This window comes from Amaricoccus sp., from assembly GCF_047602525.1.
GTDB lineage: Bacteria > Pseudomonadota > Alphaproteobacteria > Rhodobacterales > Rhodobacteraceae > Amaricoccus.
Window position 1 is genome coordinate 2,901,725 of sequence record NZ_JASGHB010000001.1, and the last position, 14,041, is coordinate 2,915,765.

General features: G+C 70.3%; 13 protein-coding genes. 9 read left to right on the plus strand and 4 right to left on the minus strand.

Features of this window, described 5'->3' with window-relative positions; translation table 11 throughout:
• Nucleotides 1-91: 91 nt before the first annotated feature.
• The 9 genes from QM699_RS14895 (at nucleotide 92) to QM699_RS14935 (ending at nucleotide 10,144) form a co-directional block, all read left to right on the plus strand.
• On the plus strand, nucleotides 92-865 hold the full coding sequence (locus tag QM699_RS14895; protein ID WP_415011866.1) for an SDR family NAD(P)-dependent oxidoreductase: 774 nt from the start codon (nucleotides 92-94) through the stop codon (nucleotides 863-865).
• A gap of 156 nt (nucleotides 866-1,021) precedes the next feature.
• On the plus strand, nucleotides 1,022-1,555 hold the full coding sequence (locus QM699_RS14900) for a MarR family winged helix-turn-helix transcriptional regulator (protein WP_415011867.1): 534 nt from the start codon (nucleotides 1,022-1,024) through the stop codon (nucleotides 1,553-1,555).
• Nucleotides 1,555-2,241, plus strand: coding sequence for an SDR family NAD(P)-dependent oxidoreductase (locus QM699_RS14905; protein WP_415011868.1), 687 nt, complete (start codon nucleotides 1,555-1,557; stop codon nucleotides 2,239-2,241). Before QM699_RS14900 ends, QM699_RS14905 begins: the two co-directional genes overlap by 1 nt.
• Nucleotide 2,242: 1 nt before the next feature.
• Nucleotides 2,243-3,574, plus strand: a complete 1,332-nt coding sequence (locus tag QM699_RS14910; RefSeq protein ID WP_415011869.1) for an NAD(P)/FAD-dependent oxidoreductase — start codon at nucleotides 2,243-2,245, stop codon at nucleotides 3,572-3,574.
• A 45-nt stretch (nucleotides 3,575-3,619) separates the two neighbouring features.
• The gene (locus QM699_RS14915) at nucleotides 3,620-5,275 is read left to right on the plus strand and encodes a peptide ABC transporter substrate-binding protein (RefSeq protein WP_415011870.1); all 1,656 of its coding nucleotides are present in this window, start codon (nucleotides 3,620-3,622) and stop codon (nucleotides 5,273-5,275) included.
• Nucleotides 5,276-5,334: 59 nt separating this feature from the next.
• Nucleotides 5,335-6,285 carry an ABC transporter permease gene (locus QM699_RS14920; RefSeq protein WP_415011871.1) on the plus strand — a complete coding sequence of 317 codons (951 nt, stop codon included), beginning with the start codon at nucleotides 5,335-5,337 and terminating at the stop codon, nucleotides 6,283-6,285.
• Nucleotides 6,286-6,295: 10 nt separating this feature from the next.
• Nucleotides 6,296-7,174, plus strand: a complete 879-nt coding sequence (locus QM699_RS14925) for an ABC transporter permease (protein ID WP_415011872.1) — start codon at nucleotides 6,296-6,298, stop codon at nucleotides 7,172-7,174.
• A gap of 5 nt (nucleotides 7,175-7,179) precedes the next feature.
• Nucleotides 7,180-8,517, plus strand: coding sequence for an NAD(P)/FAD-dependent oxidoreductase (locus tag QM699_RS14930; protein ID WP_415011873.1), 1,338 nt, complete (start codon nucleotides 7,180-7,182; stop codon nucleotides 8,515-8,517).
• Nucleotides 8,518-8,527: 10 nt separating this feature from the next.
• A complete protein-coding gene (locus tag QM699_RS14935) occupies nucleotides 8,528-10,144 on the plus strand; it encodes an ABC transporter ATP-binding protein (RefSeq protein ID WP_415011874.1) in 1,617 nt (538 codons plus the stop codon).
• A gap of 199 nt (nucleotides 10,145-10,343) precedes the next feature.
• Here the strand turns inward: QM699_RS14935 and QM699_RS14940 are convergent, their stop codons facing one another.
• From QM699_RS14940 to hrcA, 4 genes are read right to left on the minus strand one after another with little or no spacing between them, the layout of a single operon-like run.
• Complete coding sequence (locus QM699_RS14940; protein ID WP_415011875.1) at nucleotides 10,344-11,597, minus strand: DUF445 domain-containing protein; 1,254 nt, start codon at nucleotides 11,595-11,597, stop codon at nucleotides 10,344-10,346.
• Nucleotides 11,594-12,274 carry a fumarylacetoacetate hydrolase family protein gene (locus QM699_RS14945; RefSeq protein ID WP_415011876.1) on the minus strand — a complete coding sequence of 227 codons (681 nt, stop codon included), beginning with the start codon at nucleotides 12,272-12,274 and terminating at the stop codon, nucleotides 11,594-11,596. The genes QM699_RS14940 and QM699_RS14945 overlap by 4 nt, the downstream gene beginning before the upstream one ends.
• The gene (gene grpE, locus QM699_RS14950) at nucleotides 12,271-12,837 is read right to left on the minus strand and encodes a nucleotide exchange factor GrpE (RefSeq protein WP_415012765.1); all 567 of its coding nucleotides are present in this window, start codon (nucleotides 12,835-12,837) and stop codon (nucleotides 12,271-12,273) included. Before grpE ends, QM699_RS14945 begins: the two co-directional genes overlap by 4 nt.
• A 40-nt stretch (nucleotides 12,838-12,877) precedes the next feature.
• Nucleotides 12,878-13,945 carry a heat-inducible transcriptional repressor HrcA gene (gene hrcA / locus QM699_RS14955; RefSeq protein ID WP_415011877.1) on the minus strand — a complete coding sequence of 356 codons (1,068 nt, stop codon included), beginning with the start codon at nucleotides 13,943-13,945 and terminating at the stop codon, nucleotides 12,878-12,880.
• Between the last annotated feature and the right edge of the window lie 96 nt (nucleotides 13,946-14,041).

The following is a 14,041-nucleotide window of genomic DNA, read 5'->3' on the forward strand; positions in this document are numbered from 1 at the left end:
AGAAGCCGCTCGGCATCCCCCGCACCTGCCTCGCGGGACCGGGCCGAGACCCGCCCGTTCCGGCTCGATAGATCAGGATGGGAGGACTGAGATGTACGCGGACAAGTTTCGCCTCGACGGGCGCGTGGCGGTGGTCACGGGTGGCGGCCGGGGGATCGGCCTCGCCTGCGCCGAGGCGCTGGCCGAGCACGGCGCGATCGTGGTGATTGCCGACATCGACGCCGGCATTGCCGAGAGCGGCAAGGCGGCGCTCGCCGCCAAGGGCCTCAAGGCCGAGGCGCGGCAGGTCGACGTGACCAAGACCGATCAGGTCAACGCGCTGGCCGAGGCGGTGGTGCGCGACCACGGCCGGGTCGACGTGCTGGTGGCGAATGCCGGCATCGGGCGCTCGGGCGTGGCCGCCGAGGACGTGACCGACGAGCATTGGCTCAACGTCAACGACGTGAACTACAACGGCGTCTTCTGGTGCAACCGGGCGTTTGCCCGGCACATGCTGCAGGCGGGGCGCGGGGCGATCGTCAACATCGGCTCGATGTCGGGCCTCATCTCGAACCGGCCGCAGAAGCAGACGTACTACAATGCGTCGAAGGCCGCGGTGCATCACCTGACCTCGTCACTCGCCGCCGAATGGGCCGACCGCGGCGTGCGCGTGAACGCGGTCGCGCCGACCTACATCGAGACCGAGATGACGATGTACAGCAGCGAGCACGACGGGATGATCGACGTGTGGCTGCGCGACACGCCGATGCACCGCATGGGCAAGCCCGACGAGATCGCCTCGGTGGTGCACTTCCTCGCCTCGGACGCGTCGAGCCTGATGACCGGCACGACGGTGGTTGCGGACGCGGGCTTCACCTGCTGGTGACGCGCCGGCCACCAACCGCACAAGCGGTGGTCAGTTTGAAGCCATTCTGACCATCGCCAGCCCAATCGGCGGAATCTCAGGCGCCGGCCTCGAAAACTGATGGACATAGTCCATTAAATTGGGAAGCCTCCGGGGATGACCTTCGGAGGCGGACGCTTGGGCCATCGCGACGAGGACACCGGACAGCCAACGGCGGGCGAGCTTGTCGTCGCCGCCCCCGACCGGATCGACCTCGACGCGCTGGCCGACACGCTGAGCTTCTATATCCGTTCGCTCAACGCGGCGGTCAGCCGCGACTGGGACGTGCGGATCCACGACCTGAAGCCGATCCGCGGCGTCGGCAAGGTGACGGCGATGCTGCTCGTCAGCCAGCATCCCGGCATCCGGCCATCGGTTCTGGCGCAGGTCGCCATGAAGGACCGCTCCGAGATGGGCCGCGTCATCGACGGGCTGGAGGCCGCCGGCCTGCTCGCCCGGCGACAGAGCGCAACGGACTCCCGCGCCCGGGCGCTGTTCCTGACCGAGGCGGGCGAGCGCATGGCCGAGGAGGTGCGCCGCCGCGTCAGCGAGTCGCGGGCCTTCTTTGGCGACCTGAGCGAAGAGGAGTACCTTGCCGTGATCGCCCCGCTGCGTTCGCTCTACTGGCGGCTGGTGACGAACCCGCGCGCCGCCGGATCGGAGGTGAACTGATGGAAGACCGGGTCGCCCTCGTCTCCGGCGCCAGCCGTGGCATCGGCCGCGCCATTGCCGACCGCCTCGCCGCCGACGGATGGCGCCTGTCGCTCGGCCTGCGCACGCCGTCCGGCCTCGCCGATGACGAGCGGGTGCAGACGGTGCGCTACGATGCCGGTGCGGGCGGAGAGGCCGAGTGGGTTTCCGCGGCGCTGGCGCGCTTCGGACGGATCGACGCCATCGTCGCCAATGCCGGGATCATCGTGCCGAAAACGGTGATCGAGGGCAGCGATGAAGAGCTGGACGCCATGTGGCAGGTAAACGTGAAGGCGCCGCGCCGGCTGGCGCAGGCGGCGTTCCCGGCGCTTGCCGCCTCCGGGCGGGGGCGGATCATCATCACCGCGTCGCTCTCGGGCAAGCGGGTGAAATCGCCCGCCTCCGGGCTCTATGCGATCACCAAGCACGCCGCGGTGGCGCTGGCGCACGCGCTGCGCCAGACCGGCTTCGACCAGGGGATCCGCGCCACCGCGATCTGCCCCGGATTCGTCGCGACCGACATGGCGCGCGGCCTGACCGCGCGGGGCGAGGCGGACATGACCCGTGCCGAGGATGTGGCGGCGCTCGTCGCCATGGCGCTCGACCTCCCCAACACCGCGAGCGTCGCCGAACTCGCCGTCAACTGTCAGGCCGAGGAGCTCTACTGACATGCCCGGACCCCGCGTCGACCCGTTCCACGGCGACCCCGACCTGCCCGCCAAGGTCGATGTCGTCGTCATCGGCGGCGGCATCATCGGCACCTCGACCACGCTGGAGCTGGCCGAGCGCGGGCTGAAGGTGGCGCTCTGCGAAAAAGGGGGCATCGGCCACGAGCAGTCCAGCCGAAACTGGGGCTGGGTGCGGATCTCGCGCCGCGACCCGCGCGAGGTGCCGCTGATGGCGGAGTCGCTGCGGCTCTGGAACGGGATGGACGAGCGGCTGGGGCGGCCGACCGGCTACACCCGGGCGGGCATCGTCTTCACCTGCAAGGACGACAAGGAATACGACCAGCATGAACGATGGGGCCGCAACCTCGAAGGCTATCAGATCGAGCACCGGATGCTGTCGGCCTCCGAGTTCGCCGAGATGGTCCCCGGCTCCAACCTGAAGATCAAGGGCGCGCTCTACACGCCGGTGGACGGCCGGGCCGAGCCGCAGAAGGCGGCGCCGGCGGTGGCGGAGCGGGCGCGCGAGCTGGGCGCCCACGTTCTGACCGAATGTGCCGTGCGCGGCATCGAGACCAGCGGCGGCGCGATCAGCGGCGTCGTCACCGAGCGCGGGCCGATCGCCTGCTCATCGGTGGTGCTGGCGGGCGGCGCGTGGTCGAGCCTGTTCTCCGGGCGCTTCGGCATCGACCTGCCGCAGCTCAAGGTGATGAACACCGTCATGCGCACCGATCCGCTGGAGGGCGGGCCGGAGCAGGCGATCTGGGCCGAGGATGTCGCGATCCGCAAGCGGCGCGACGGCGGCTATACCATCGCCTCCGGGCACGAGAACGTCGTCGACATCGTGCCGGCGTCGTTCCGCTATGCCATGGCCTTCCTGCCGGCGCTGAAATCGGAATGGCGCTCGCTCTCCTTCCGGGTCGGCGGGCGGTTCGTCGACGAGATGCGCATCCCGCGGTCCTGGGCGATGGATGAGGCCTCGCCCTTCGAATACACCCGCGTCCTCGACCCGAAGCCCTCGGCGGCGATCCGCGCCAAGGTGCTGAAGGCGGTGCGCGAGACCTATCCGGTGTTCGCGAACGCGCGCATCGCGCAGACCTGGGCCGGGCTCATCGACGTGACGCCGGACGCAGTGCCGGTGATCTCGCCGGTGGAGCGCATCCCGGGCTTCTTCATCGCGACCGGCTTCTCCGGCCACGGCTTCGGCATCGGGCCGGCGGCGGGCAAGCTCGCGGCCGACCTCGTGACCGGATCGACGCCGCTGGTCGATCCGAAGGATTTCCGGCTCGGCCGGTTCAGCGACGGCTCGAAGATCGAGATCATCAGCGGGTTCTGACCGGGCGTGACTTGCCTCGAAGCAGACGACAAGGGGGTTCTTCCGATGACTGACGTGCCTGCCTCATTCCGCCCCACCCGGCGCCAGACGCTCGGGCTGTTCGGCCTCGGCGCCGCCGGGCTCGTCATCCCGCAGGCGTTCGGCACCCGCGCCTTCGCGCAGGACGCCGCGCCCAAGGGCCAGATCGTGCTCGGCCTTTCGCAGGAGCCCACGGTCTTCAACCCGCACCTGCTGCACATCGAGGTGGACGAAGGCGTCTACTTCGCGATCTTCGACCCGCTGTTCGGCGTCGACGAGGCCGGCAAGTTCTATCCGCTGCTCGCGGCCGAGGTGCCGACGGTGGAGAACGGCGGCATCTCGGCGGACGGCCTCCAGTGGAAGGTGAAGCTGCGAGACGACGTGAAGTGGCACGACGGCACGCCGTTCACCACCGAGGACGTGAAATTCTCGATCGAGCTCTTGGTCAACCCCGACTTCCGCAGCTGGCGCCGCGCCGGGCATGAGCTGGTCAAGGACCTGACCGTGGTCTCGCCGACCGAGATCACCTGGACGATGGCCTCGCCCTACGCCCCCTATATCTCGATCCTCGCCTCGACCTTCATCGTGCCGAAGCACGCCTTCGACGGTGCGGCGGACCTGAACGACGTGCCGTTCAACAACGCGCCGATCGGCACCGGGCCGTTCAAGTGGGTGAACCGCGTCGCCGGCGACTACATCGAGATGGCGGCGAACACCGACTACTTCGGCGAGGGGCCGTATCTCGAAAAGCTCATCATCAAGTACATCCCCGACCTGACGGTGCTCTACACCCAGTTCAAGACCGGCGACATCGACGTCATCGGCCTGCAGTGGATCACCGCGGACCACTACGAGGAGGCCAAGGCGCTCGCCGACCGGGTGGTTATCAAGGCGCCAAACCCGATGGTGGAATCGATCGGCCTCAACCTGGGCAAGCCGCAGTTCCAGGACAAGGCCGTGCGCCAAGCGCTCTATGCCGCGCTCGACAAGGACACGCTGATCGACGCGCTCTATTACGGCCTGCCGCTGCCGACCGAGAGCTACATGCCGCAGCAGTCGTTCTTCCATAACCCCGACCTGCCCAAGCACGAGTTCTCCGTGGACAAGGCCAACGCCATTCTCGACGAAGCCGGCTGGGCCAAGGGCGCGGACGGCATCCGGGCCAAGGACGGGGTGCGCCTGTCGTTCACCAACTCGACGACGGCCGGCAACCACCTGCGCGAGCAGGCACAGCAGTTCATCCAGCAGACCTACGCCGAGATCGGCGTCGAGATGACCATCAACAACCTGCCGCCGGCGGTGATGTGGGGCGACTACTGGATGATGTCGCAGTTCGACAGCGTCATCGTCGGCATCGCCTTCCTGACCGGCCCGGACCCGGACACCTCGGACTATTTCAGCTCCAAGGCGATCCCGGCGCAGGGCGGCGGCGGCCAGAACACCTTCCAGTGGAGGAACGAGCAGGTGGACGAGCTGCTGGCCGAGGGCGCGCGGATCTTCGTCCCCGAGGACCGCAAGGTGCCCTACCTGAAGCTGCAGGAGATCGCCCGCGACGAGCTGCCGTTCCTGCCGATGTTCCAGTACACGGTGCTGCCGGGCACCAAGGCGGGGGTCGAGGGGCTGACGCCGAACGTGAACGTCCGCATCGACAGCTGGAACGTCAACACCTGGCGCTGGGCCTGAGCCGCCGGGGCCTGGCGGCGACCGCTGGGCCCCTCCCCTCCTGACGGGAGTTTCCGAAGATGCTCCGCTTCCTGATGGGCCGCCTCGGCCAGAGTCTCGTGCTGCTCTTCATCGTCTCGCTGATCGGCTTCTCGGTGCTGATGCTGGCCCCCGGCGGCCCGATGTCGCAGTTCGCGCTCACCCCCGGCATCAGCAAGGCGGAGCTCGACAAGATCGCCGCGCAGATGGGCCTCGACCGGCCGATCCTCGTGCAATACGCGGATTGGCTCTGGGGGCTGGTGCGCGGCGACTGGGGCAAGTCGTTCCGCGACGGGCGGCCGGTGCTCGAGATCATCGGCGGCCACCTGTTCGCCACCCTGCTGCTGATGGGCAGCTCCACTGCCATTGCCGTCGCACTCGGCACGTGGATCGGGATCAAGGGGGCGGTGAAGCGGTATTCGATCTTCGACTATGCCGCCACCGTGGGCGCGATGGTGGCGCTCTCGATCCCGACCTTCTGGTTCGGGCTCGTGGCGATCTACCTCTTCTCGCTCCGCCTCGGCTGGCTGCCCGCCGGCAACATGTACACGATCGGCGACCAGTCGGTGCTCGACTACCTGCACCACCTCATCATGCCGTCGATGGTGCTCGCCCTCGTCAACGTCGCGATCTGGAGCCGCTACATGCGCACCGCGACGCTCGAGGTCATCAACCAGGATTTCGTCAAGACCGCCCGCGCCAAGGGCCTCTCGCCCCGCCGGGTGCTGATGAAGCATGTCGTCGGCAATGCCCTCATCCCGATGATCACCCTTGCGGGCCTGCAACTCCCCACGCTCCTCGGCGGCGCGCTGGTGACGGAAACGGTGTTCACCTGGCCGGGCATGGGGCGGCTGTTCCTCGACAGCCTCGGCTACTCCGACTACCCGGTCATCATGGGGCTGCTGATGTTCTCGGCGATCCTCGTCATCATCGGCAACCTCGCGGCGGACCTCGTCACCGCCTTCGTCGATCCCCGCATCCGGCTGGCATGAGGGGCGCGCGATGACCGACATGCCGCGGCCCGTTCCCGCCGCCGCCCCGCCGCGAAACCGGACGCTGCGCCGCTTCCTGCGGCATCGCCTCGCCGTGGTCGGGCTCGTCATCATCGTGGTGCTGACGCTCGCCTGCATCGTCGGGCCGTGGCTCCTGCCCTACGATCAGCTCTACATCGACCTGCGCGCCCGCTTCGCGCCGCCGATGACCGGGGCGCATATCTTCGGCACCGACCCGCTCGGTCGCGACATCGCGGCGCGGCTGTTCATGGCGGGCCGGGTGTCGCTCATGGTCGGCTTCATGGCGATGGTGATCTCCACCGTGGTCGGAACCGTCGTCGGCGTCGTCGCCGGCTACCACGGCGGCCGGCTCGGCGTGGCGCTGATGCGCATCGTCGACGGGTTCCTGTCGTTCCCCGCGATCTTCCTGCTGCTGACGCTGGCGGCGTTCGTGAAGCCGAGCCCGTTCATGATCACCGTCATCATCGCGGTGACGAGCTGGATGCAGGTGGCCCGCGTGGTCGAGGCCGAGGTCCGGTCCTTGCGCGATCGCGACTTCATCCTCGCCGCCCGGATGCTCGGGCTCTCGTCCTCCCACATCATGTTCCGCGAGATGCTGCCGAACGTCGCGGGGCCGATCATCGTCTCGGCCACGCTGACCATTGCCAACGCGATCCTGCTGGAAGCCTACATCTCGTTCCTCGGCTACGGCATCCAGCCGCCGCTGCCGTCCTGGGGCAACATGCTGAACGGCGCGCAGCAGTATCTCGCGACGGCGCCCTGGCTCGCCATCGTGCCCGGCGTCGCGATCACGCTGGCCGTCACCGGATTCAACTTCGTCGGCGACGGCCTCCGGGACGCCCTCGACGCCCGCAGCGACCTGAGCTGAGAGACATGCCAAGCTTTTCACCCACCCGCTTCTCCCCCTTCGAGACGACCCTCTGGCACGCCACGGCAACGCCCGCACCGGCCTATGGCACGCTCGACGAGACGGTGATCGCCGACGTCTGCGTGGTCGGCGCGGGCTACAGCGGCATGACGACGGCGCTGGAGCTGGCGAAGAAGGGCGTCTCGGTGGCGTTGCTCGAGGCGGAGGAGCCGGGCTTCGGCGGCTCTGGCCGCAACGCCGGGCACTGCACGCCGACCTTCACCCACTACTCGCTGCCACATCTGCGCAAGATGCTGGGCGAGCCGTGGGCGGAGCGGCTGATCGCGCGCCAGACGCGGGCCAACGACAAGGTCTCGGCAATGATCCGGGACTACCAGATCAACTGCGAGTGGCAGCAGAACGGCTATTTCATGGGGGCGCTCGTCCCGGGCCACATCGGCGAGCTGAAGGCCAAGGTCGCGACCTACAACGCCGTCGGCGCCCGGACCCGCTACGTCGAGCCGGGCGAGGCGGAGGCGATCACCGGCTCGCCGCGGTTCCTCGGCGGCTGGGTCCACGAGGAGGGCGGGCACCTGAACCCGCTCGGCTATTCCCGCGGCCTCGCGCGCGCGGCGATGCAGGAGGGCGTCCGCCTCTATGCCCAGTCCGCCGTCACCGGCTGCCGCCGCGACGGCGCGCGCTGGCGGGTCGAGACGGCGCGGGGCGCCGTGCTGGCGGAAAAGGTCCTGTTCACCACCGGCGCCTACACCGTCGGCGGCTGGCCGAAGCTCGACCAGACCTTCCGTATCCTGCGGGTGTTCGTCGCCGCCACCCAGCCGCTCGACCCGGAGACGCGGGCGACCGTCCTGCCGCGCAACACCACGATGCACGACGGACGGGGCGACATCTACGTCTACAAGTACAACCGCGAGGGGCGGATCGTCGCGTCGATGTTCCCGATGGGCCAACGCGGCGTCGACCCGGCCTATACCGCGCGGGTGATGACCGACCGGCTGAAATGGCTGCACCCGCAGATCCGCGGCGAGATCCGCTGGGACTACCTGTGGTGGGGCGAACTCGACATGCAGCAGAAGACCGTGCCGCGGCTCTACGGCCTCGCACCCGGGGTGGCCGCGATGACCGGGCTGTCGGGGCGGGGCGTGCCCACCGGCTCGATGCTCGGCGGCATCCTGAGCGAGTGGGCGATGGGCGTGCCGGACAAGGACCTGTCGCTCCGGGTCGAGCCGCTGAAGGCGGCGCCGCTCTACATGACCGTCGGCCCGAAGCTGAGCCTGCGCTACTTCCGCGCCAAGGACTGGCTGGCGGCCAAGACCAGCGGCGCGCCGCTGCCACCCCACGCCTGAGGAGACGCGCATGGAGGATCCCGTCCTCGTCGTCGAGAACCTGACGGTGGCGCTGCCAAAGGAGATGGACCGGGCGCACGCGGTCGAGGGCGTCAGCTTCGAGCTCACGGGCGGCAAGGTGCTCTGCATCGTCGGCGAGTCGGGGTCGGGCAAGTCGGTGACGGCGAACGCGATCATGGGCCTGCTGCCCTCGACGCTCAGCATCGCGTCGGGCTCGATCCGGCTGCGCGGTCGCGAACTCCTGAGCCTCCGGCCGGCGGAGCGGCGCGGGATCTACGGCCGGATCGTCTCGATCATCTTCCAGGACCCGCTGTCGGCGCTGAACCCGCTGATGACGGTGGGCGAGCAGATCGCCGAGGTGATGGACGCCCATCCCGACGCCGCGCCCCGGGACCGGCGGGGCCGTGTCGTCGAGCTGCTGACCGAGGTCGGCCTGCCCGACCCCGCGCTGATGGCCGAGCAGTATCCGTTCCGCCTATCCGGCGGGCAGCGGCAGCGGGTGATGATCGCCATGGCGCTGGCGCTCGATCCCGACGTGCTGATCGCCGACGAGCCGACCACGGCGCTCGACGTGACGACGCAGGCGCAGATCCTCGAGCTGATCCACCGGCTGCAGCGGCGCAAGCAGATGGCGGTGATGTTCATCACCCACGATTTCGGCGTGGTGGCCGACATTGCCGACCACGTGATCGTCATGGAAAAGGGCCATCTGGTCGAGCAGGGGCCGGCGGCGGAGGTGCTGGTGCAGCCGCGCGCGCCCTATACCCGGCGGCTGCTGGCCGCGGTGCCGAAGATGCGCGACGGCGCGGCGCGGGCCGGCGCGGCGGGTGGGCCGGTGGTCCTGTCGATCGAGGGGCTCTGCAAGACCTACCAGGCGTCGGGCAGCCTGTTCGGCAAGGTGCGCGAGGTCCGTGCCGTCGACGACGTGAGCTTCGCGGTCCGCAAGGGCGAGACGGTGGGCGTCGTCGGCGAGTCCGGGTCGGGAAAATCCACCCTGGGCCGGCTGGTGATGAAGCTGATCGACAGCGACGCGGGCCGGATCGTCTTCGACGGCGAGGATGTGGCGCCGATGGGCGAGGCCGCGTTCCGCACCCGGCGGCCGCACATCCAGATGGTGTTTCAGGACCCGTTCGCCTCGCTCAACCCGCGGCACACCATCGGGCGGATCCTGACCGTGGGGCCGGTCGCCCACGGCATGTCGGTCGCGGACGCGCGGGCGCGGGCGCTGCGGCTGCTCGACCGGGTCGGGCTGCAGCCGAGTGCCTTCGAGCGCTATCCGCACGAGTTCTCCGGCGGGCAGCGGCAGCGGGTGGGGATCGCGCGGGCGCTGATGTTCGACCCGCTGCTGCTGATCGCCGACGAGGCGGTGTCGGCGCTCGACGTGTCGATCCAGGCGCAGATCCTGGAGCTGCTGGACGAAATCCAGCGGGAAACGCGGATCGCGATGATCTTCATCACCCACGACCTGCGGGTGGCGAGCCAGATCTGCGATCAGGTCGCGGTGATGCAGGCGGGGAAGCTGGTCGAGTTCGGCAGCACGGCGGACGTGCTCGGGCGCCCGCAGACGCCCTATACCCGCGCGCTGGTGGCGGCGATCCCGGGCGCGGCGCGCGCGGCGGGCGGGTGATCCCGGGCGGAGTCGCGCGGGCTGCCGGCCGGGGAGGCCGCCTTTGCGGCCACGGAGGTGCGCGCGGGTCGCGCGCCGTGTTTCCTTGCCCTGCTGTCCGGCTGTTGCCGGAAAACCGGCTGCTCTCCAGGTTTCAAGGCCGTATGAAGACCTGTCGGTCGCACCCGGCGGAGCGGCGCGGGGTGCCCGCCGCCGGCGGTCAGGGGCTGCCGAGGGCGGCGCCGATGGCGAAAAGGACGCCGCCGATCAGCGCGCCGAGGACGGCGCCGTTGATGCGGATGAACTGCAGGTCCGGCCCAAGCTCGGCCTCGAAGCGGGCGATCAGCTCATCGGGCTTCCAGCCGGCGATGACCTCGGCGACGTAGCCGCCGAGCTGCGGGCGGAAGACGCCGACGACGTGGCCCGCCAGCCCGGCAAGCCGCTCGTCGAGGCGGTCGGCGGCGGCGCGGTCCTCGGCGATGCTGCGCGCGAGGCTGCCGAGGATGACCGCGACGGGCTCGGCCATCCCGTCCGGGTCGGCGGCGATGCGTTCGGCGAGACGCTGCCGCGCGGTGGCGGCCATCTGTCCCATCAGTTCGTCGAGCGCGCCCGAGGCCGCGACATGGCGGCGGGCGTCGCCGACCGCGCGCGCGAGGGTGCCTTCGGTCAGCAGGCGCTCGATCACCTGATCGAACGCGCCCTCGAAGCGGCGGCGCAGGTCGGATTGGCCGGAGGAGAGTTCGTCGAGCAGGGAGAGCACGCCCTCGACCGCCATCGCCGCCACCCGGCGGTCGACGCTCGAGTGGATCCACCAGCGGCTGCGGTCGCGCACCAGGCTGACCGCGGTCTCGCGCCCGTCCTCGACGCTGCGGCGGAGCAGGGAGACCACCTCGTCGACCAGCGGACTGCGCACGCCGTCCTTGACCAGCCGGGCGATGCCGGCGGCGAGCGCCGCGTCGGCCTCCGGGCTCGCCTCGGCCACCCGGCCACGGGCCCACGCGCGAACCTGCGCCAGCGCCCGGGGCGAGGGCTCGGTCGCGAGCACGTTGCCCGCGAGCGCGACGAGCTGTCCCGCGACGAGCCGGGTGTTCTCGGGCTCGGCCAGCCAGACCGACAGGCGGCTCGCCGGCTCGGCGCGGCGGACGCGGGCCGAAAGCGCGGCGGGCTCGAGGAAATGCGTCTCGAAGAAGCGCCCGACGTTCTGCGCCGCCCGCGCCTGGTTGCGCCGGAGCAGCGCGGTGTGCGGGATCGGCAGGCCGAGGGGGTGGCGGAACAGCGCCTCGACGGCGAACCAGTCGGCGAGGCCGCCGACCATGCCGGCCTCGGCCATGGCGCGGACGAGGCGCACCCACGACGCGTCGCCGCCCCAGAGGTGGGTTGCGACGAAGACCCCCGCGAGCAGGATCAGGATGCCGGTCGCCCAGGCGCGGACCCGGGCGAGCGAGCGCGTCCGGTCCGGGGCCGTGTCGCTCACACCACGCGCACGTCGAGCGGCGGCAGGCCGGCGATGCGCGCCGCCATCCGGTCGCCCCGCACCACCGGGCCGACGCCGGCGGGCGTGCCCGACAGGATCACATCGCCCGGGGCGAGGGTGAACCACGTCGAGAGATAGGCGATCATCTCCGGCACCTTCCAGATCATCTGGTCGAGGTCGCCCGACTGCCGCACCTCGTCGTTGACCGCGAGGCTGATCGCGCCCTTCGACGGGTCGAAGCCCGCCGCCGGCACCAGCGGGCCGATCGGGGCGGAGTGCTCGAACGCCTTCGAGGTGTCCCACGGGCGCTTCAGCCGCTTCGCCTCGTCCTGCACGTCGCGGCGGGTCATGTCGAGGGCAACGGCATAGCCCCAGACGTGGGCGAGCGCGCTTTCGAGCGGGATGTCGGCGCCGCCCTGCCCCAGCGCGACGGCCAGTTCGACCTCGTGGTGGACGTCGGCGCTCTGGCCCGGGTACGGAAAGCTGCCCGAGGGGTCGAGGTTGTCGGGGTTCTTCTGGAAGAAGAACGGCGGCTCACGGTTCGGGTCGTGGCCCATCTCGACCGCGTGCGCCGCGTAGTTGCGGCCGATGCAGTAGACCCGCCGCACCGGGAAGCGGCCGCCGCCCTGCACCGGCAGCGCGGCGACGGGCGACGGCGCGATCACGAAGTCGCTCATGCGGAGGGCATCGCCGGGCCGCCGGCCGAGACGCCGACCTGTGCGGGGCGCAGCAGCCGGTCGGCGATGGTGAAGCCCGGGCTCATCACCTGGATGATGTCGCCGGCCTTGGTGCCGGGCACCGGCGCCTCGAACATCGCCTGATGCAGCTTCGGGTCGAAGCGGTCGCCGGGCCTTGGCTCGACCGGCTGGATCTTGTTGCGCTCGAAGGCGTTCAGCAGCTCGCGCCGCGTCAGCTCGAGCCCTTCGACGAGGCCCGGCGCGGCCTCGCGCACGGCGTCGGTGACGTTGTCGAGCGCGCGGTCGAGGTTGTCGTGCAGCGACAGCATGTCGCGCGCGAAGCGGGTGGCACCGTAGAGTTCGGCGTCGCGCCGGTCGCGCTCGGCGCGCTTGCGCAGGTTCTCGGTGTCGGCCAGCGCGCGCAGCAGGCGGTCCTTCAGGTCGGCGATCTCGGCGCGCAGCACGCTCGCCTCGTCGTTGGCGATCGCCTCGTCGGTGATCTCGTCGTCGGTCGCCTCGGCCTCGGGATCGTCGAGGAACGGGTCGCCGTCGATCTCCTCCATCAGGTCATGCCTGTTCTTGCTCTTCGCCATCGCGTCCTCTCTAGCCACGGCCCGATACCAGCCGGCCCACCAGCTGGGCGGTGTAGTCCACGATCGGCACGATCCGGCCGTAGTTCAGCCGGGTCGGCCCGATCACCCCCACCGCCCCGATAATCTTGCGGTCGGCATTCATATAGGGAGACACGACCAGAGAGGAACCCGAAAGTGAGAAAAGCTTGTTCTCCGAGCCGATGAAGACGCGCACCCCCGCGCCCTCCTCGGTCAGGTCGAGGAGCTGGGCGAGGTCGCGCTTGCGCTCGAGGTCGTCGAACAGCTCGCGGATGCGCTCGAGCTGGCCGGCGTCGGCGGTGCCGTCAAGCAGGTGCGAGCGGCCGTGGACGATCAGCCGGTCGCGGCCGCCGTCCGAATCGCTTTCCCAGAGGGCCGCCCCGGTCTCGACCAGCGCGCGGGACAGCTCGTCGAGTTCGGCGCGGCGGCGGGCGATCTCGGCCACCACCACGCCGCGCATCTCGCCGAGCGTGCGGCCCTGCAGGATGGCGTTGAGAAAGTTCGCCGCCTGGCGCATCGCCGAGGGGGTGAGGCCGAGCGGCGGGGTGAACACGCGGTTCTCGACCTGGCCGTCGGCCGTGACCAGCACGACGAGCGCACGGTCGGGGCCGAGCGAGACGAACTCGATGTGACGGATCGGCGCTTCGGTCTTGGGAGCGAGCACGAGGCTGGCGCCGTGGGTGAGGCCGGAGAGCATGTCGGCCGCGCGATCGAGGATGCCGGGCAGGTCTGCGTCGCCCTTGGTCAGCGAGCGCTCGATCTCCGTCCGCTCGCTGCCGGAGACGTCGCCGACCTCGAGGATGCCGTCGACGAACAGGCGCAGCCCGAGCTGGGTCGGCAGCCGGCCGGCGGAGATGTGCGGGCTGTCGAGCAGGCCGAGGTGCTCGAGATCCTGCATGACGTTGCGGATCGTGGCGGCCGAGACGCCTTCGGAGAGGCGGCGGGCGAGTGTGCGGGAGCCGACCGGCTCGCCGGTCTCGAGGTAGGTCTCGACCAGCCGGCGGAAGACCTCGCGGCTGCGGTCGTTGAGGTCGGCGAGGGAGGATCGGGGGGCTGCCAAGGTGCGCCTGCGTTGCGGGACGTGGCCCGAACCTTGGGGCGCCGGGGCGGCGCGGTCAATCCGCCGCCGGAGGTCGGGACGCGTCGCGGTGGACGC

Coding starts and splice junctions, on each gene's coding strand:
- QM699_RS14895 (WP_415011866.1), top strand. CDS start 92: ATGTACGCGGACAAGTTTCGCCTCGACGGGCGCGTGGCGGTGGTCACG.
- QM699_RS14905 (WP_415011868.1), top strand. CDS start 1,555: ATGGAAGACCGGGTCGCCCTCGTCTCCGGCGCCAGCCGTGGCATCGGC.
- QM699_RS14910 (WP_415011869.1), top strand. CDS start 2,243: ATGCCCGGACCCCGCGTCGACCCGTTCCACGGCGACCCCGACCTGCCC.
- QM699_RS14915 (WP_415011870.1), top strand. CDS start 3,620: ATGACTGACGTGCCTGCCTCATTCCGCCCCACCCGGCGCCAGACGCTC.
- QM699_RS14920 (WP_415011871.1), top strand. CDS start 5,335: ATGCTCCGCTTCCTGATGGGCCGCCTCGGCCAGAGTCTCGTGCTGCTC.
- QM699_RS14925 (WP_415011872.1), top strand. CDS start 6,296: ATGACCGACATGCCGCGGCCCGTTCCCGCCGCCGCCCCGCCGCGAAAC.
- QM699_RS14930 (WP_415011873.1), top strand. CDS start 7,180: ATGCCAAGCTTTTCACCCACCCGCTTCTCCCCCTTCGAGACGACCCTC.
- QM699_RS14935 (WP_415011874.1), top strand. CDS start 8,528: ATGGAGGATCCCGTCCTCGTCGTCGAGAACCTGACGGTGGCGCTGCCA.
- QM699_RS14945 (WP_415011876.1), bottom strand. CDS start 12,274: ATGAGCGACTTCGTGATCGCGCCGTCGCCCGTCGCCGCGCTGCCGGTG.
- grpE (WP_415012765.1), bottom strand. CDS start 12,837: ATGGAGGAGATCGACGGCGACCCGTTCCTCGACGATCCCGAGGCCGAG.